This window comes from Caulobacter sp. CCG-8 (genome assembly GCF_037402475.1).
GTDB lineage: Bacteria > Pseudomonadota > Alphaproteobacteria > Caulobacterales > Caulobacteraceae > Caulobacter.
Genome location: NZ_JBBEUD010000020.1, coordinates 67715 through 84485 on the forward strand (window position 1 = coordinate 67715; position 16771 = coordinate 84485).

Genomic DNA, 16771 nt, shown 5'->3' on the forward strand with positions numbered 1-16771 from the left:
CGATCCTTCTTTCTGGCTATTTTTCGGGTATTAGAGGCCGATGAACGCTCAAGCCTCCCCCATCTCCTCGGAAGCTCCTGACTATTCCGTCGTCGTGCCGGTCTTCGACGAAGGGGGCGCCGCGCCCGCCCTGGCGCGCGAAATCGCCGCCGCCTTCGCCGGCGAGAACCACGAGATCATCTTCATCGACGACGCCAGCCGCGACGACACCAAGGCCCTGCTGGTGGCGCTGAAGGCCGAGATCCCGCAGCTGCGGGTGCTGTCCCACCGCAAGAATTCGGGCCAGAGCCGCGCCGTGCGTAGCGGCGTGCTGGCCGCCCGCGCCCCGATCGTCGTCACCCTGGACGGCGACGGCCAGAACGACCCGGCCGACGCGCCGCGCCTGGCCAAGGCCCTGAAGGCCGGCCCGCCGGAGCTGGCCCTGGTGGGCGGCGAGCGGGTCAAGCGCCAGGACAGCAACGCCAAGCGCTTCGCCTCCAAGTTCGGCAACGGGGTGCGCAAGCGCCTGCTGAAGGACACCGCCAACGACACCGGCTGCGGGCTGAAGGCCTTCCGCCGCGAGGCCTTCCTGCGCCTGCCTTACTTCGATCACATCCACCGCTACATCCCGGCCCTGATGCTGCGCGAGGGCTATGAGGTGGCGTTCCAGCCGGTGAACCACCGGCACCGCGAGAGCGGGGTGTCGAAATACACCAACTTCGGCCGGCTCAAGGCCTCGGTGTCCGACCTGCTGGGCGTGATGTGGCTGCAGACCCGGGCCCGCAACCCGCAAGGCGTGGACGAGGCCTGAGCCGGGGACATGCCCTTGGGCGTGTCCCCAAGTCCTGGCTCGGCGGATGCTGATGGGGACACGCCGCGAGGGCATGTCCCCGGTTCAGCGCGGGTATTGCGGGACCGGCTCGCGCGCTGAGCGGCGCCGGCTTTCGGGAATCCGCAAAACCGGTTAACCATCGTTCCTCAATCGGCCTTCGGGGGAGAGCCAGAGATGTTCGCCGCGTTTCCGCTGCTGGCCCTGCCGGTGCTGGTCTACAACCTGATCGTCCTGACCCTGGCCGGCGGCTTCAACGCCACCACCGCCCAGGCGCGGCTGGCCGAGCAGCTGTTCACGATCCACATGACCTCCAAGGCCGACTGGGCCGTCAGCCTGGGCGACCTCTTGCTGGCCGCCTCGCTGGTGGTGCTGTTCGTCGAGCTCTTGAAGTCGACCACCAGCCGCAAGATCGCGATCATCAACCACTCGCTGTCGATGGTGCTGTTCATTGTCTGCCTGGTCGAGTTCCTGCTGGCCCCGGCCTTCGGCACCTCGGTGTTCTTCCTGCTGACGGTGATGGTGCTGTTGGACGTGCTGGCCGGCTTCATCGTGACCATCGTCTCGGCCCGCCGCGACATCGACTTCAGCGACGCGCACTGAGCGCCCGCCGGGGACATGCCCTTGGGCGTGTCCCCAAGTCCTGGCTCCGTGGATGCTGATGGGGACACGCCGCGAGGGCATGTCCCCGCCACGAATTTCGACAAGACCTTGCGGCCAAGCCCGTCGATGCTGGCATCGTAGCTTTCCGCGAAGGATCACGATCATGGCGTCCAAACCCGACATCTGGCTGGCGGCCGGGGTCCGCACCCCCTTCGCCAAGGTCGACGGGCCGCTGAAGGGCTATGACGCCATCGCCCTGTCGGTGCCGGTGGTCCAGGCCATGCTGTCCCAAGGGGGCCGTCCCGACTTCGCGATCTGGGGCACGGTGATCCCCAACCTGACCTGGAGCAACATCGCCCGCGAGGTGCTGCTGGACGCCGGGGCCGACCCGACCATTCCGGCCTTCTCGACGATCATGGCCTGCTCGACCAGCATGATCGGGGTGATCGAGGCCGCCGGCATGATCGACGGGCGCGGCCGCGACCTGGCCCTGGTGGGCGGGGTCGAGAGCATGAGCAAGGTCCAGATCGGGGCCAGCATCGGCTTCTCCGACTGGCTCAAGGGCTTCCAGTCGGCCAAGACCCCGGGCGCGCGCCTGGCCCAGCTGGGCCGGCTGAAGCCGTCGGACCTGAAGCTGTGGATCCCCAAGGTCGCCAACCGCACCACGGGCCTGTCGATGGGCGAGCACACCGAGATCACCGCCAAGGAGTGGAAGCTCTCGCGCGCCGACCAGGACCAGATCGCCTTCGAGAGCCACCAGCACGCGGTGGCGGCCTGGGAGGCCGGCTTCTTCGACGACCTGGTGATCCCGATCGGCGACCTGAAGCGCGACACCATCCCGCGCAAGGATTCGACGCTGGAGAAGCTGGCCAAGCTGGCGCCGGCCTTCGACAAGACCAGCGGCCAGGGCACCCTGACGGCCGGCAATTCCTCGCCCCTGACCGACGGGGCGGCGGCGATCTGGGTGGCGTCCAAGGCCGGGCTGGCGCGCCTGCCGGCCAAGACCCCGCGGGTGAAGGTGGTCGACTACGAGGTCACCTCGATCGACCTGCGCCACGAGGGCCTGCTGATGGCTCCGGCCTACGGCGTGCCGCGCCTCCTGGCCCGCAACGGCCTGACCTACGCCGACATCGGCCTGTGGGAGATCCACGAGGCCTTCGCCGCCCAGGTGCTGTCGCACATCGCCGCCTGGGAGGACGAGGCGTTCCGGCGGACCAAGGCGGGGGTCGAGACCGACCTCGGCAAGTTCCCGCGCGAGCGCATGAACCCCACCGGCGGCAGCCTGGCGGTCGGCCACCCGTTCGGGGCGACCGGGGCGCGGATCCTGAGCCAGGCGGTCAAGGAACTGGCCACCCGGCCGAAGGGCGAGAAGGCCATCGTCAGCATCTGCGCCGACGGCGGCCAGGGGACGATGATGCTGCTGGAGAACGTCTAGGCGCGGCCGGGGACATGCCCTCGCGGCGTGTCCCCAAGTCCTGGCTCGGTGCATGCTGATGGGGACACGCCCAAGGGCATGTCCCCGGTCGGATCAGGTCAGGGCCGTGAAGATCAGGGTCACGACGGCGATGTCGAAGAAGCGGGTCACGGCGGTCAGCAGCATGATGGGTCTCGAGGCTTGAAGTCCCTCGCGACCAAGCAAGACTGGCGCCAACGCCGCCTCCTGCGTTAGCCTTGGTCCCATGGCGTTGTTCTTCGACCAGCTCTGGTACGACGCGCGGCTCGCCGAGCGGGGGCTGACGCGGGCGGTGCTGGCCGCCGTGGCCGGCATGACCACCGACGAGCTGACCCTGGCCTACAAGGACCAGCGCGAGCTGACGGCGGCCCAGATCGCCGCTTTCGCCGAGCTGCTGGGCGTTCCGCTGGCCGAGGCCGCGCGCCGGGCGGGCGTGGGGGCGCACGTGGCGGCCCTGCCGACGGAGGCGGTTTCCCTGGAGCAGAAGGTGGCTTCGCTGGAGGCGCGGGTGGCCGCGCTGGAGGCGGAGATCGCCCGCCTGAAAGCCTAGATCTCGGTCTTCTTGATCAGGCCCGCCTTGGGACGGCGGTCGGCCGGGCCGGAATATTCCGTGCCGAGATAGGTCGAACGCGCCGCGTCGAGCACTTCCTGCCCACCGCGCAGGCCGCGCTTCTGGCCGCTCTGGCCCATCAGGTGGGCGGCGAAGGTCGCGAAGGCGCCGCGACGGGGCGGCGGCGGAGCCGGCTGCTCGTCGCGCACGAACGTCACGTCTTCCTCGCCGTCCGCCTCGGGGCGGTCGGTTTCGCGGGGCGCGGGCAGCGCCCGGCGCGCGGCTTGCGCGCGTCGGATGGGGTCGATCGGACCGTTCATGGTGAAGAGTTGTGGTCCACGACGGTTAAGGACGGGTGGGTTTGCTTGGTTAAGGGGCGTTAGCACCCACCCTTTGGCCGTCATCCCGGGCACGAGGCCCGGGATGACGGTTCGTTTTTGAAATAGATCGCGGGCGCGGCCCTACGGCTTGGTCGCCAGCTTCTCGATCTGCTGCTGCATGGCCTCGAGCTGGCGCTTGAGGTCGGCCAGGGAGTCCTCGCTGGGCGGCGGGGCCGGGGCGGCGGGCGGCGGCTCGGCGGGCGGCGGCGGGGCGGCGGCGTCCTCGGGCCGGGCGTAGGCGAACGGCGAGAACATCTTCATGGCCCGGTCGAACAGCGCCATGTTCTGGCGGATCTGCTCCTCGTAGACCCCCATGCCCGGCATGCCCTTGGCGCCCAGGGCCCCGGGAGTCAGACCCGCGAACTGGCTGCGCATGCGCTCCTGCTGCTTGGTGAAGCTCTCCAGCGACATTTCCAGATAGCTGGGCAGGAAGGCCTGCATGGAATTGCCGTAGAAGCCGATCAGCTGGCGGAGGAACTGGATCGGCAGCAGGTTCTGGCCGCCGCCGCGATTCTCTTCCTCGAAGATGATCTGGGTCAGGACCGAGCGGGTGATGTCGTCGTTGGTCTTGGCGTCATACACGACGAAGTCGATCCCCTCCTTCACCATGTCCGACAGGTGCTCGAGGGTGACGTAGGAAGAAGACGCGGTGTTGTAGAGACGACGGTTGGCGTACTTCTTGATGACGACCTTCTGGCCCGCGCCCTTCTCACCGGCCTTGGCCGAGGGCGTTTCGCCGTTTTCGTTGTTCTCGGACATTTCGTTCCCTAGGACAGCGTTGTCTCCGCCTTTTCGCATCGCACTATCGCGAATGCAAAGGCGAGGCGCCAGTACCGGCGGCGCTTGGAGCTCGCAACATCCCGTGAAAATGTGCGCGTGACGAACGCCACGGCTTTGTGCAAGTTTATGCCGCACTGCAAAATCATGGGCGCCGCAGATGCGAGAAGCGCCCGGAAACACGTCACGGGAGCTATTTCGCCATGAGCGACATCGTCATCGTTTCCGCCGCCCGCACGCCGGTCGGATCGTTCCTCGGCGCCCTTTCCAGCCTGCCGGCCCACGAGCTGGGCAAGCTGGCCATCCAGGCCGCCGTCGAGCGGGCGGGCATCGCGCCGGCCGACGTCGACGAGGTGATCCTGGGCCAGGTGCTGCAGGCCGCCGCCGGCCAGGGCCCGGCCCGCCAGGCCTCGGTCAACGCCGGCATCCCGGTGCAGAGCCCGGCCTGGAGCCTGAACCAGCTGTGCGGCTCGGGCCTGCGCGCCGTGGCCCTGGGCGCCCAGCAGATCGCCGCCGGCGACGCCGACATCGTGGTGGTGGGCGGCCAGGAGAGCATGAGCCAAGCCCCGCACGCCCAGGCCCTGCGCAACGGCCAGAAGATGGGCGACCTCAGCTTCGTCGACACCATGATCAAGGACGGCCTGTGGGACGCCTTCCACGGCTACCACATGGGCCAGACCGCCGAGAACATCGCCGCCCGCTGGCAGATCACCCGCGAGGCCCAGGACAAGTTCGCCGTCACCAGCCAGAACCGCGCCGAGGCCGCCCAGAAGGCCGGCAAGTTCGACGCCGAGATCGTCCCGGTCACCATCAAGGGCCGCAAGGGCGACACGGTCGTCGATAAGGACGAGTTCATCCGCCACGGGGTGACGATCGACGCCGTTTCGGGCCTGAAGCCCGCCTTCACCAAGGACGGCACGGTCACCGCCGCCAACGCCTCGGGCCTGAACGACGGCGCCGCGGCCCTGGTGCTGATGAGCGCCGACGAGGCCAAGAAGCGCGGCCTGACCCCGCTGGTCCGCATCGCCTCGTGGGCCAACGCCGGCGTCGAGCCCGAGATCATGGGCACCGGCCCGATCCCCGCCTCCAAGAAGGCGCTGGAGAAGGCCGGCTGGAAGGCCTCGGACCTCGACCTGATCGAGAGCAACGAGGCCTTCGCCGCCCAGGCCCTGTGCGTGGTGGGCGAGCTGGGCCTCGACCCGGCCAAGGTCAACGTCAACGGCGGGGCCATCGCCATCGGCCACCCGATCGGCGCCTCGGGCGCGCGCATCCTGACCACCCTGGTCCACGAGATGAAGCGCTCGGGAGCCAAGAAGGGCCTGGCCACGTTGTGCATCGGCGGGGGCATGGGCGTGGCCATGTGCGTCGAGGCGGTTTGACGACCACGCCGATCAGACGTCTGTTTTGATTGGCTGTTTCGGCAAATTTTTCATGACGGACGCCATGAGGGCTTGTCCCATGGCGTCCCCCGCGTGCAACCATCGGGGAACACAGCGGAGATCATCATGGCGAGAGTTGCATTCGTGACCGGCGGCACCCGGGGCATCGGTCGAGCGATCTGCGAGCGGCTCGTCGCCGATGGTCTGAAGGTGGCGGCCGGCTATTCCGGCAACGAGGAGGCCGCGGCCGCCTGCGCCAAGAGCCTGGGCGTGATGGTGGTCAAGGGCAATGTCGGCTCGTTCGACGACTGCGCCGCCGCCGTGAAGCAGGTCGAGGCCGAGCTCGGGCCCGTCGAGGTGCTGGTCAACAACGCCGGCATCACCCGCGACGGCATGCTGCACAAGATGACCTACGACCAGTGGTCCGAGGTCATCCGGGTGAACATGGACAGCGCCTTCAACATGACCCGTCCGGTCATCGAGGGCATGCGCGAGCGCGGCTGGGGCCGGATCATCAACATCAGCTCGATCAACGGCCAGAAGGGCCAGATGGGCCAGACCAACTATTCGGCCGCCAAGGCCGGCCTGATCGGCTTCACCAAGGCCCTGGCCCAGGAGAACGCCAAGAAGGGCGTGACGGTCAACGTGATCTGCCCCGGCTATATCGACACCGAGATGGTCGCGGCCGTGCCCGAGGCCGTGCTGGCCAGCATCATCGCCGGGATCCCGGTCGGCCGCCTGGGCAAGGGCGAGGAGATCGCCGACGTGGTCTCGTTCCTGGCCGGCGAGCGCGCGGGCTTCGTGACGGGCGCCACCCTGACCATCAACGGCGGCCAGTACATGGCGGCGTAGGGGCGGCCTGAAGCCCCTCATCCCGTTGTCATCCCGGAAGCCCCGCAGGGGCTGTCCGGGATCCAGGGGGCTGGGCGAAGGCTGTACGGTTGCCCTGGGTCCCGGACAACGCTTCGCGTTTCCGGGATGACAACCTGAATTCACGGCCTCGATGGAGCCGCGAACCTTCCCCTCCAGACGCGACCTAAACGCCACACGCCGCGTCAAAAAGACATGACGACTTGACGAAGACTCCCCGCCGGTTTGAAGATTCCGGCCGGCGGGGAAATTCTTCCAAGCATTTCAGAGTGTCCTTCGGGAAATTGCGTGGCGGCAACAAGGTCTTCTGGGTCCAAGATTCGCCCCACTCGCGGGGCATGACCCTGGGTATGAAGAGTCAATCGGCGGTGACGACGGGGCCAGGACGCTGGGCGATCCTGCTGGCGTTCGCCCTCGCGGCCATCGTCGGTGCGGTTCCCCTTGGCGCGGCCCACGCGCAGTCGAGCCTGCGCGACGCCTTCCTGGGCCACCGCGGCAGCGAGACCCGCAAGTCGCCCGCCCCGCCCGTCGCCCGCTACGTGGCCGCCGAGACCGGCGACGCCTTCATCCTGGACCGCGCGGCGCCCCAGCCGCTGCTGAAGTTCGAGAACAGCTCCGAGATCTGGGTGCTGTCGCCCCAGCCCGCGCCGCGCGGCGACACCATCTACAAGAACGAGCTGGGCGAGCCGGTCCTGCGGGCCAGCAAGCTGGGCGGCATGACCCTGTTCACCACCGAGCGCCCGGCCGGCGACGCCGCCGCCCTGATGGGCAAGGCCAGCTCGATCCAGCCGCCGCCGTTCATCTCGGTCAACGCCCTGTTCCAGCGCCTGGTCCAGGCCAGCGCCCGCGCCAGCCGGGCGGCCCAGCACCGGGTGGCGTTCGAGACCGTCGACGACGCCACCCCCGCAACCTCGGTCCTGGTCGCCGACACCGCCACCGTCACCGCCGAGGCCTTCGAGCGCATGGCCCGCGACGGCGACCGCAACCTGCTGGCCCGCGTCACCCGGGTCCTGCTGGCCGAGGGCCACAAGCCCGGCGCCAGCCTGAAGGGCGGCGACCTGACGGTGACCTACGCCCCTGGCAAGGGCCTGTCGGGCCGTCCGTCGTCCAAGCGGATCATCAAGATCGTCAACAAGTAGGGCCGCCCGTCAGGGCCGGTCGTAGACCCGCACCCAGTCCACCTCAAGCGTGGCGGGCAGGGCCTTGTCGTCGACGCCCTTCCGGCCGGTGATCTCCGGCCACCGGCCGCCGACCGCCAGGTTGAGGATCAGGTGGAAGCGCTGGTCGAACGGCTTGCGGGCGGGCTGGCTGAAATAGGGCTTGCCGTCCAGCGACCAGGTCATGCGCTCGGGCGTCCAGTCCAGGGCGAAGACGTGGAAGCCGTCGACGGGGGCCAGGCGGGCGGAGCCGTTCCACATGCGGTTGGCCGCCAGGCTGGGGCCGTGATGCACCGCCCCCTGCACCCGGTCGCGGCAGCCCGGGCAGCGCACGCCCAGGTTCACGGCCTCGGCGATGTCGATCTCGCCCGATCGGGGATAGGGGCCGTAGTTGTCGTGCTCGGGCAGCATCCAGATCGCCGGCCACAGGCCCTGGCCCGCCGGCAGCCGGGCCCGCACGGCGATGCGCCCGTAGCGGAACGAGGCCAGGCCCCGGGTCTGGACCCGTCCCGAGGCGTAGCGCCGGCTGACCCGCTCCGGCGAGGGATCGCCCAGGGGCTTGGCGCGACCGGTCACGGCCCGGCGACGGGCGGTGATCCTCAGCATCCCGTCGGCGACCCGCAGGGCCTGGGCGTCGTCGACATAGCACTGGCGTTCGTCGTTGCCGCCGCCCCAGCAGTCCTGGCTGGCCGTCCACTTGGCGGGGTCCAGGCGCGCGCCGTCGAACTCGTCCGACCAGATCAGGGTCTGGGCGCCGGCCGTGGCGGGCAGGGCCGCGAGGCCGCCGGCCAGGATCGCCAGGCGCCCGCGTCTCACGGGATCGCCACCGACGTTCGCCCCCCGGCCGGCAGGGCCAGCGCCACCTTCCGCCCGCCGGCCTTGGGCAGGACGATCTCGACGCCCGCCGCCCCGCGCGGCGCGGCGACGTCCAGGACCCAGCCGTCGCCGCGCGGCGAGACATCGGCCTCCAGCCCGTCGCGCGCCGACCACCAGTCGCCGAACGCCTCGACCGTCCCCATCCAGGCGCGATCGCGCCAGCGGTCGGTCAGCCGGGCTTCGAAATCCAGCTTGCCGCCCGTGACGTTGGGGTGGATCAGGATCGTCGCCACGCCCTGGCGGCGGGCGATCCGGGCGATCACCGCGTCCGCCGCGTCCAGCCTCTGGTCCAGCGGCGGCTTGGCCTCGTCCTCGATGGTGACGGGGAATTCGAAGATCGGCGTCAGGGCGCCGTCGGCCCGGTCCTGGGTCAGCTGGAACGGCAGGTGGGTCAGGACGGTGTTGGCCGTGATCGACGAGGAGTAGCGATAGCCGGTCGCGGTCAGGGCCTGGGGCAGGGTGAACGGATAGGACAGCCGGCCGGGCCGGAACGACACCACGCGCGCCCCCGCCAGCCGCTCCAGCAGGAACTTCGACACCCGCAGCTCGCCCAGCACCGAGCCCTTGCGCACCGTGGCGACGTCCTGGACGAACGGGCGGTAGCCGGGATAGCGCTCGCGGCCCGTGCCCAGCGACATGGCCTCGAAGGCGCCGGCGTGGGCCACGGTGTGGCTGCCGACCTCCATGCCCTGCTCGACCAGGGCGTGGACGTCGCGGATCGCGGCGGCGTCGAAGAACGGCCGGTCGTTGAAGTCCTTCATGTACTTGGTCTGGACGAAGAACGTCCCCTTCAGGCCGCGCTGGCGCAGCATGGCGGCATAGGCCAGGGCGTTGCCGACCGACGGCCCGTAGTCGACATCGTGGGTCAGCAGGATCGACACCGTCTTGCCCGCTGGCGCGCTGGACACCAGCCAGGGCATGGGCTCGCCGGCGACATAGAGGTCCTTGATCCACCAGAACAGGGTGTCCAGCGAGGGCTCGTAGGCGTTTACGTAGCTGCGGGCCATGGACTCGGCGCGGCCGTTCATGGCGCGCTGCGCCAGGTTGCCCAGGTCCACGCCCAGGACGCAGGCCTGGCCCACCACCGTGCGGCAGCTGGCGGCGATCGAGCCGTCGTCGAACCGGGCCGCCACCTGGGCCGTGCCGGGCGCGTAGCCGACGCTCTCGACCTTGGCCTCGCCGTGGCCGGAGATGACGATCTGCGTCTCCTCGGGCGTCGCGCCGGCGGTGGTCCAGGTCAGGCGCGTGCGCTCGCTCCCTTCGCGCCCCGGACCGACGCCGAACAGCTCGTCCAGCCCGCCGCCCGCCAGGTTGAACGCCAGCACCGTCCCGCCGTCGCGGACATGGCCGGCCAGGGCCCGCAGGTCGGGCGCGCTCAGCACCCGGCCGGAGATGATCGGATAGACCAGCACCACCCGGTGCCGCAGCGCCTTGGCGGCGTCCTGGGTGACGGTGATCGGCACGCCCTGGGCGCGCAGGCCGCGGACCAGGCCCAGCCAGCCCGAGTTCGGGTCGGTCACCAGGATCGCCAGCCGGTGGTCGCCGCCCCGGTCGAACTGGGCGATCTCGGCGCGGGGCGGGGCGACCATCCGGGTGACGGGCCGGGGTCCGCTGACGCCGGGATAGACGTTCATCGCCGCCGGATCGGGCCGGGAGGCCCACCACCATCCGCCCGCCGCCAGGCCGGCCAGCACCACGACGGCCAGCGCGATCACGAGGCGGGGCTTGGGGGACGTGCGGGGCATTGGGAGGCGTTCCGCGACTCGGACCTCAAGCCCGGGTCCGCCAGAGGACTAACCCCGATGCGAAACGCGCAGTTCCCTTCGGCGAGACGCGCCTAGCCCAGCCGCTTGCGCACCTGGATGAACAGATACGGCTCGAACGGCAGGCTGCGGTACTCGATCTTGTCGACCACGTTGTCGGCCCGCGAGCCCTGGTAGATCGTCCGTTCGCGGGTGACGTTGCGCGAGGTCCAGTTGGACAAGGTGGTGCGCACGGTCAGGTCCGGGCGGGGCTTCCACTCGACGAAGCCCTCGAAATACTGCTCGGCTCGCTGGGTGCGGACCTCGTTGAAGCGGAAGCGGCTGTACTCGTTGGCGCAGCTGGTCGAGACACCCCAGCTCCATTTGCCGCCGGGCATGTCGCGGACGAAGCTGACGCTGCAGACGAAGGGCGTGGCGTTGGTGATGCGGCGCTTCTCGAAGGTGACCGGGTCGGTGACCTCGCTGTCGAACCAGGAAAAGCGCGCCTTCACCTGGCCGCCGGAGATCCCCAGCCTCTGGGTGGGCACGGTCGCGGCGATCACGAACTGGTCGGAGCGGCCGTCGCCGATGTTGCTGGGCGCGTCGCCGCCGCCGGGCAGGGGCTTGTAGTCGACGACGTCCTGGATCTCCGAGTGGGTCAGGGTGGCCGAGATCGAGCCCGCGCCCCAGAACCGCCGCTCCCACGCCACCTCGCCGACCCACGAGCGCTGGGGCTCGAGGTTGGCGTCGGCGCCGTCCTGGCTGCCGGCCGTCAGGTCGGCCGAGGCGATGAAGTCGCCGAAGTCCAGCTGGCCGACCTCGCGCTCGATCCGCATCCGCAGCTGATCGACGCCGGTGGGGTTCCAGGTCACCACCACCCGGGGCTTGGGGTAGAAGAAGCTGCGCTCCAGGTCGACGCCGCCGCTCTGGGTGATGCGCGAGACCTCCAGCCGCGCGCCGGCCTCGACGTTCAGCTTGGGATTGGCGCGCCAGACCGCCTTGCCGGCCGCTTCGCCGCGCAGCTCCTCGACCTTCACGTGGGGCGGGCCGATGTCGACCGGCGCGCCGTTGGCGGTGTAGCCGATCTCGCCGTCCAGGAAGTTGTAGGCGCCCTCCAGGCTGCCCTCCAGCGACAGGGCGGCCGAGCGGCGCTGCTTGAGCTCGCCGCGCAGGATGCTCTCGCCGGTCTTGTCGCGCTCGCGATAGACCTCGTCGCGGCCGGGCGCGACGAAGGTCGAGCCGTAGCGCTCGTCGCCCAGGTTCTGCAGGAACACCAGCTGCAGGTCGGTGCGGCCCGACAGCTTGGCGTCGTAGCGGGCGCCGAATTCGCCGGTCCAGTTCTTGTCGGTCTCGCCGCTGTCCTGGCGGCCGGGGCCCGGCTCGTACTGGGTGTAGACGACGTCGCGGTCGAACGAGAAGTACTCGATCTTGCCGTTGACGCGGATCTTGCCGCCCGGGGCCGCGCGCTGGATCGCGCCGCGCGCCACGTAGTTCTGGATCTGGTCGTAGCCCTTGAGGGCTTCCTTGATGGTCGGGCGGCCGTCGGGGAAGCTGGTCACCCGCGCGCCGCCGTCGAAGGTCTGGTCGGTGCGGTCGACCGTGCCCTTCAGCGAGCCCTCGATCTCGTTGATCCCGTCCCGGCGCGAGGCCTGGAACTCCAGCAGCGGGCCGAACAGGCCGTCGGGATAGAGGTAGGTCTGCAGGTTGGCGACCTTCTCGACCTGGACCGTCGACTTGATCACCACATTGGCCAGGATCGTCTGGCCCTGCATGTCGATGCCCGGCGCGCCGCCGCGGATCAGCTCCACGCGCTCGACGGCCGTGGCCGAGATGCGCGTCAGGATGTCCTGCAGGGTCTCGCTCTTGGTGGTGGGGCGCTCGCCGTTGATCAGCACGTTGCCGGCCGTGCCGGCGAAGCCGCGGGCGCTGTCGCCGCTCTCCAGCCGGAAGCCGGGCAGGCGGTTGACCATGTCCAGGGCGGTGCTGGGATGCTGCTCGGCGAAGAAGCTGGGCGGATAGCTGATCACGCCGCGCTGGGCGTCGGCCGCGGGCGCGGGGACCTCGGGCGTCGTTTGGGCCGCGGCCTGGGCTTCCGGCGCGGCCAAGCCCAGAGCGAAAATGACGGAAGCCAGACTCATGACGCGTTCACCCCCAAAGCGCCCCCGCTTTGTTGGCCGCGAACCTGTGCGTGCGGACGCTTCCGGCCTAGTTACAAAACCGAAAGGTAGATTACATTTGTGAAATGTTTTCGCCGATCACCTTGGCGGTGGGGAGTTTTGTTTGGGGATTCAGAGGGTTATGCCGCCCAAAATCCCTCTCTCATAGAGAGAGGGAGGGGCCCGCCGCCGCAGGCGGTGGGAGGGTGAGAGGTTTCACCGCCGGCCGGAAAGGTCCAACCCGTTCAACCGCGCTTCGACTTCAGGGAAGCACACGAGGGGCGCCGCCGTGGATCGAACCGATCTCCGAAGATCGGCTGAACGGCCGCGTTTCGTTCGGTGAGGGTGTAACCTCTCACCCTCCCATGGCTTCGCCATGGGCCCCTCCCTCTCTCAAAGAGAGAGGGTTTTTGGTCAGACCGCCGTCCCGCCCACGGTCAGGCCGGTGATCTTCAGCGACGGCTGGCCCACGCCCACCGGCACGCCCTGGCCTTGCTTGCCGCAGACGCCGATGCCGGGGTCGAAGTCGAAATCGTTGCCGATCATGGTCACGCGGGTCAGGGCCGAGGGGCCGTCGCCGATCAGGGTGGCGCCCTTGACCGGGGCGGTGATCTTGCCGTCCTCGACCAGGTAGGCCTCGGTGCACTGGAAGACGAACTTGCCGTTGGTGATGTCGACCTGGCCGCCGCCGAAATTGGCGCAGTAGAGGCCCTTCTTCATCGAGGCGATCATCTCGGCCGGATCGTCGTTGCCCGCCAGCATGCCGGTGTTGGTCATGCGCGGCATGGGCATGTGGGCGTAGGACTGGCGGCGGCCGTTGCCGGTGGCCTTCATGCCCATCAGCCGGGCCGACATGCGGTCGTGCATGTAGCCGACCAGGATGCCGTCCTCGATCAGCACGGTGCGCTCGGTCGGGGTGCCCTCGTCGTCAATGGTCAGAGACCCGCGGCGGCCGGGGATCGAGCCGTCGTCGAACACGGTCACGCCCTTGGCGGCCACGCGCTCGCCGATGCGGCCGGAGAAGGCGCTGATGCCCTTGCGGTTGAAGTCGCCCTCCAGGCCGTGGCCGACGGCCTCGTGCAGCAGCACGCCGTTCCAGCCCGGGCCCAGCACCACGTCCATCTCGCCGGCCGGGCAGGCCACGGCGTCGAGGTTCACCAGGGCCATGCGCAGGGCCTCGTCGACCTGGGCCTGCCACTTGTCGGGGCTGATCCAGGCCGAGAAGCCGGCGCGGCCGCCGGCGCCCGACGAGCCGGCCTCGCGGCGGCCGTCCTTCTCGACGGTGACCTGGACATTGACCCGCACCAGCGGGCGCACGTCGCGCAGCAGCTTGCCGTCGGCGCGCAGGATCTCGACCACGCGGCGCTCGCCGGCCATCGAGGCCATCACCTGGACCACGCGCGGATCGCGGGCCCGGGCGAAGGCGTCGATCTCCTGCAGCAGCGAGACCTTGTCGGAGAAGGCGGGGGACGAGACCGGGTCGTCCTCGCCGTACAGCTTTTCGTTGGTGGCGCGCGGGGCCTCGGCGCTGACGCCGGCATAGCCGCGGCGGGCCAGCTTGGCCGAATCGGCGGCGCGGCCCAGGGCGGCTTCGGAAATCTCGGCGGAGTGGGCGTAGCCCGCCGTTTCGCCGGCCACCACGCGCAGGCCGAAGCCCTCGCCGGAATCGTAGGAGGCGCTCTTCAGCCGGCCGTCGTCGAACACGAAGGCCTCGCTCTCGGAACGCTCGACGAACAGCTCGCCGTCGTCGGCCCCGGCCAGGGCCTCGCCCAGGATGGCGCGGGCGCGCTCGGGATCGACGTCGGCCGAGGCGAGCAGGGAGGGGGCGGTGATGGGAGCGTTCATGGCGTCACAGGTAAGCGTTTCATCCGCCGACGTCATCACCCCGGCGACGATTCGGCGCGGGGATGGGAGACGAAACGGGGGACACACACTCGCTCAAAGGCCCATGCCGGACCGGCAAGATGGTTTGGGCGAGTGTGTGTCCCCTCCTTCATCACCAGTCCTGGTGCACTTCCCCCGAGCCCGCGACGTTCGAGCTGAGCACGGTCGGCTTGCTGGTCAGGTAGACGTCGCCGCTGCCGGCCACGTCGATCTCGGTCGCGCCGTGCGGGGCGACGTGGGCCTCGCCGCTGCCGGCCAGGGCGATCTTGGCGTCGCCGGTGTCGAGGCTGCGCAGGTCCGCCTCGCCCGAGCCCGAGACCCGCAGGTCGATCTTCCTGGCCTTGCCCTCGGCCTCGACATTGCCGCTGCCGTTGATCTCCAGGGCCAGGTCGGGCTGGTCGTAGGCCTTCAGGTGCAGGTCGCCGCTGCCGTTGACGGTGAAGCTGCGCACGCCGGGGGCGATCACCTCGATCGACAGCTGGTCGCTGTCGCGGCGGGCGTGGAAGGCGATGTCGCCGTCGCCGTCGCGAAGGCCCAGGCGGCCGTTCTCCATCGTCACCCGGTCGACCAGGTCCTTGGGCCCGGTCACCTTGACGCTGCCGCCCGCCCCGGCGGCGGCCTGGGTGAAGGTCACCTCGGCCGGCACGTCGATCTGCAGGGAGTCGGCGCCGCTCCAGGCGAGGTCGCGGGTCGTGGCGTCGCCGCCGTCGCCGTCGTCCGAGCCGTGGCCCACGCGGACGTGGTCATGGTCGTCGCTGATGTCGATGTTCCAGTCGGCGGGGAAGTTCCAGCCGTGCTTGAGCAGTTCCGGCCCGCCCAGGGCGGCGGCCCCGGCGAAGCAGCCGACGGCGAGCACGAAGCTGGCGACGGCGACGATGGTCAGGTTGCGGATCATGGCGGTCCCCTCAGACCTGGGTTTCGATGGCCGGCTTCAGCAGCCGGTAGTGGAGGCGGCCGAACCAGACCAGGCCGTTGACCAGCCAGATGCTCAGCAGGCCGGTGACCGACGCCCAGGCGGTGGCCCCGGCCATCAGGCCGATGCCCAGCAGGAAGGCCACGGCGGGACCGCCGGGCTGGCTGGCGAACGGACCGATCGTGGCCACCGCGCCGCCGGCGATGAAGATGGCGATGGCGGCCATGAAGAAGGCGAACAGCGTCCCCAGGATCCCCATCAGCACGGGGGCCAGGATGAAGATGTCCAGCGCCCCCAGGCCGAGGATGGCGAAGATCGCCCCGGCGGCGGCCGAGGGGTTCTTGGTCTCCTCCCAGCGCTTGACCCCCTGCTCGGCGCGCTGCTCGCGGGCAAGCCTTTCGGGTTCGCCCAGCGCGGCGGCGACTTCGCTCTCGCTGCGGCCGGCCTCCTGGGCGTCGTTGAAGTGGGCCTCGTAGTCGGCGACGATGTCGGCGATCTGGGCGGCGGGCATGCCCGCCAGCCCGCGCTTGAGGCGGGCGAGGAATTCGGCGCGCGTCATGCGGCGGCTCCCAGGATGTTTTCGACGGCCGAGCTGAAGGCCGCCCATTCGGCCTTCTGGGCCGTGAAGCTGCTCCGACCGGCTTCGGTCAGGCGGTAGTATTTGCGCGGCGGACCGGCCTGGGACTCGACCAGATAGGTCTCGACCTGGCCGTCCGACTGCATGCGGCGCATCAGGGGGTAGATGGTGCCTTCCCCCATATCGATGGCCTTGGCCAGCTTGCTGGCGATCTCGTAGGCGTAGCTGTCGGCCTTCGACAGCAGGGCCAGGACGCACAGTCCCAGCACCCCCTTCTTCAATTGGACTTCGATGGCTTCCGTCACGGCGCTAGGTTCCCGTTGCTGGTCACTCTTGTGACGCAAGGTAGTGTTGATTGCAAGGTAGCTGGCGTTACAAGTTAGTAATGGTACGTAGCTCGAAATCGCCCTGAAGGAGGGGTTGTTGAGAGTGGTTCTCAGGTGGAAAGCCTTGACCCAGCGCAAGGCGTCCGAGGGAACGCCTCTGGTGCTTGGCAACCGGGATTGGAGCGCGTATGCACGCCAGCGACCGGCCAGAGACGCCGGGACGAGAAGCCTTCGATTCCCCGTCGCCTGACGAAGTCGATTGCCTAAGTCCCGTGTCGCTGGTCGTATTGTGCATGTCGGCGCGGCGTGGGGTTGATCGC

Annotated in this window: 17 protein-coding genes; 7 read left to right on the forward strand and 10 right to left on the reverse strand. The window is 69.6% G+C overall.

Features of this window, described 5'->3' with window-relative positions:
• Positions 1 to 40: 40 nt before the first annotated feature.
• From WAE60_RS18650 to WAE60_RS18660, 3 genes are all read left to right on the forward strand, one after another.
• Positions 41 to 790, forward strand: coding sequence for a glycosyltransferase family 2 protein (locus WAE60_RS18650; protein ID WP_029908758.1), 750 nt, complete (start codon positions 41 to 43; stop codon positions 788 to 790).
• A gap of 195 nt (positions 791 to 985) precedes the next feature.
• Positions 986 to 1411, forward strand: a complete 426-nt coding sequence (locus WAE60_RS18655) for a hypothetical protein (protein WP_029908751.1) — start codon at positions 986 to 988, stop codon at positions 1409 to 1411.
• A gap of 163 nt (positions 1412 to 1574) precedes the next feature.
• Positions 1575 to 2846 (forward strand): acetyl-CoA C-acyltransferase, encoded by a 1272-nt coding sequence (locus WAE60_RS18660; protein WP_337687831.1) that lies wholly within the window; start codon positions 1575 to 1577, stop codon positions 2844 to 2846.
• Between the two features lie 93 nt (positions 2847 to 2939).
• Here WAE60_RS18660 and WAE60_RS18665 read toward each other — a convergent pair whose 3' ends face one another.
• Entirely contained in the window at positions 2940 to 3062 is a 123-nt protein-coding gene (locus tag WAE60_RS18665) for a hypothetical protein (RefSeq protein WP_255347287.1), read from the reverse strand.
• Positions 3063 to 3090: 28 nt separating this feature from the next.
• Here WAE60_RS18665 and WAE60_RS18670 point away from each other — a divergent pair, with 28 nt between their 5' ends.
• Positions 3091 to 3414 (forward strand): DNA-binding protein, encoded by a 324-nt coding sequence (locus WAE60_RS18670; RefSeq protein ID WP_337687833.1) that lies wholly within the window; start codon positions 3091 to 3093, stop codon positions 3412 to 3414.
• On the opposite strand, the gene WAE60_RS18675 is transcribed toward WAE60_RS18670, so the two are convergent.
• The gene (locus WAE60_RS18675; protein ID WP_337687835.1) at positions 3411 to 3734 is read right to left on the reverse strand and encodes a hypothetical protein; all 324 of its coding nucleotides are present in this window, start codon (positions 3732 to 3734) and stop codon (positions 3411 to 3413) included. The genes WAE60_RS18670 and WAE60_RS18675 overlap by 4 nt on opposite strands.
• Positions 3735 to 3875: 141 nt before the next feature.
• Positions 3876 to 4553 (reverse strand): polyhydroxyalkanoate synthesis repressor PhaR, encoded by a 678-nt coding sequence (gene phaR / locus WAE60_RS18680; RefSeq protein WP_029908743.1) that lies wholly within the window; start codon positions 4551 to 4553, stop codon positions 3876 to 3878.
• Positions 4554 to 4774: 221 nt separating this feature from the next.
• Between phaR and WAE60_RS18685 the strand changes: the two genes are divergently transcribed.
• The 3 genes from WAE60_RS18685 (at position 4775) to WAE60_RS18695 (ending at position 7959) form a co-directional block, all read left to right on the forward strand.
• Entirely contained in the window at positions 4775 to 5950 is a 1176-nt protein-coding gene (locus WAE60_RS18685) for an acetyl-CoA C-acetyltransferase (RefSeq protein WP_029908741.1), read from the forward strand.
• Positions 5951 to 6076: 126 nt separating this feature from the next.
• Complete coding sequence (locus WAE60_RS18690) at positions 6077 to 6802, forward strand: beta-ketoacyl-ACP reductase (protein WP_029908739.1); 726 nt, start codon at positions 6077 to 6079, stop codon at positions 6800 to 6802.
• A 368-nt stretch (positions 6803 to 7170) separates the two neighbouring features.
• Entirely contained in the window at positions 7171 to 7959 is a 789-nt protein-coding gene (locus tag WAE60_RS18695) for a DUF4908 domain-containing protein (RefSeq protein WP_231499406.1), read from the forward strand.
• A gap of 9 nt (positions 7960 to 7968) precedes the next feature.
• Here WAE60_RS18695 and WAE60_RS18700 read toward each other — a convergent pair whose 3' ends face one another.
• The 7 genes from WAE60_RS18700 to WAE60_RS18730 all read right to left on the reverse strand — a co-directional run bounded on the left by WAE60_RS18700 (position 7969) and on the right by WAE60_RS18730 (position 16430).
• Positions 7969 to 8793 carry a glycoside hydrolase family 16 protein gene (locus tag WAE60_RS18700; RefSeq protein WP_337687842.1) on the reverse strand — a complete coding sequence of 275 codons (825 nt, stop codon included), beginning with the start codon at positions 8791 to 8793 and terminating at the stop codon, positions 7969 to 7971.
• Positions 8790 to 10598, reverse strand: coding sequence for a polysaccharide deacetylase family protein (locus WAE60_RS18705; RefSeq protein WP_337687844.1), 1809 nt, complete (start codon positions 10596 to 10598; stop codon positions 8790 to 8792). The genes WAE60_RS18700 and WAE60_RS18705 overlap by 4 nt, the downstream gene beginning before the upstream one ends.
• Positions 10599 to 10690: 92 nt before the next feature.
• On the reverse strand, positions 10691 to 12733 hold the full coding sequence (locus WAE60_RS18710) for a TonB-dependent receptor (RefSeq protein ID WP_337687846.1): 2043 nt from the start codon (positions 12731 to 12733) through the stop codon (positions 10691 to 10693).
• 432 nt (positions 12734 to 13165) lie between these two features.
• Positions 13166 to 14596: a metalloprotease TldD gene (gene tldD, locus WAE60_RS18715; RefSeq protein ID WP_029908729.1), complete on the reverse strand. Its 1431-nt coding sequence runs from the start codon at positions 14594 to 14596 to the stop codon at positions 13166 to 13168.
• A gap of 151 nt (positions 14597 to 14747) precedes the next feature.
• Entirely contained in the window at positions 14748 to 15530 is a 783-nt protein-coding gene (locus tag WAE60_RS18720; protein WP_029908727.1) for a DUF2807 domain-containing protein, read from the reverse strand.
• 10 nt (positions 15531 to 15540) lie between these two features.
• Positions 15541 to 16107: a DUF1700 domain-containing protein gene (locus WAE60_RS18725; RefSeq protein ID WP_029908725.1), complete on the reverse strand. Its 567-nt coding sequence runs from the start codon at positions 16105 to 16107 to the stop codon at positions 15541 to 15543.
• Positions 16104 to 16430 carry a PadR family transcriptional regulator gene (locus tag WAE60_RS18730; protein ID WP_029908723.1) on the reverse strand — a complete coding sequence of 109 codons (327 nt, stop codon included), beginning with the start codon at positions 16428 to 16430 and terminating at the stop codon, positions 16104 to 16106. The genes WAE60_RS18725 and WAE60_RS18730 overlap by 4 nt, the downstream gene beginning before the upstream one ends.
• Positions 16431 to 16771: the final 341 nt, after the last annotated feature.

Bases quoted from the DNA above. Each gene is read 5' to 3' on its own strand.
- WAE60_RS18685 (WP_029908741.1), top strand. From the start codon at position 4,775: ATGAGCGACATCGTCATCGTTTCCGCCGCCCGCACGCCGGTCGGATCG.
- WAE60_RS18705 (WP_337687844.1), bottom strand. From the start codon at position 10,598: ATGCCCCGCACGTCCCCCAAGCCCCGCCTCGTGATCGCGCTGGCCGTC.
- WAE60_RS18655 (WP_029908751.1), top strand. From the start codon at position 986: ATGTTCGCCGCGTTTCCGCTGCTGGCCCTGCCGGTGCTGGTCTACAAC.
- WAE60_RS18710 (WP_337687846.1), bottom strand. From the start codon at position 12,733: ATGAGTCTGGCTTCCGTCATTTTCGCTCTGGGCTTGGCCGCGCCGGAA.
- phaR (WP_029908743.1), bottom strand. From the start codon at position 4,553: ATGTCCGAGAACAACGAAAACGGCGAAACGCCCTCGGCCAAGGCCGGT.
- tldD (WP_029908729.1), bottom strand. From the start codon at position 14,596: ATGAACGCTCCCATCACCGCCCCCTCCCTGCTCGCCTCGGCCGACGTC.
- WAE60_RS18720 (WP_029908727.1), bottom strand. From the start codon at position 15,530: ATGATCCGCAACCTGACCATCGTCGCCGTCGCCAGCTTCGTGCTCGCC.
- WAE60_RS18675 (WP_337687835.1), bottom strand. From the start codon at position 3,734: ATGAACGGTCCGATCGACCCCATCCGACGCGCGCAAGCCGCGCGCCGG.
- WAE60_RS18670 (WP_337687833.1), top strand. From the start codon at position 3,091: ATGGCGTTGTTCTTCGACCAGCTCTGGTACGACGCGCGGCTCGCCGAG.
- WAE60_RS18690 (WP_029908739.1), top strand. From the start codon at position 6,077: ATGGCGAGAGTTGCATTCGTGACCGGCGGCACCCGGGGCATCGGTCGA.
- WAE60_RS18660 (WP_337687831.1), top strand. From the start codon at position 1,575: ATGGCGTCCAAACCCGACATCTGGCTGGCGGCCGGGGTCCGCACCCCC.
- WAE60_RS18725 (WP_029908725.1), bottom strand. From the start codon at position 16,107: ATGACGCGCGCCGAATTCCTCGCCCGCCTCAAGCGCGGGCTGGCGGGC.
- WAE60_RS18650 (WP_029908758.1), top strand. From the start codon at position 41: ATGAACGCTCAAGCCTCCCCCATCTCCTCGGAAGCTCCTGACTATTCC.
- WAE60_RS18695 (WP_231499406.1), top strand. From the start codon at position 7,171: ATGAAGAGTCAATCGGCGGTGACGACGGGGCCAGGACGCTGGGCGATC.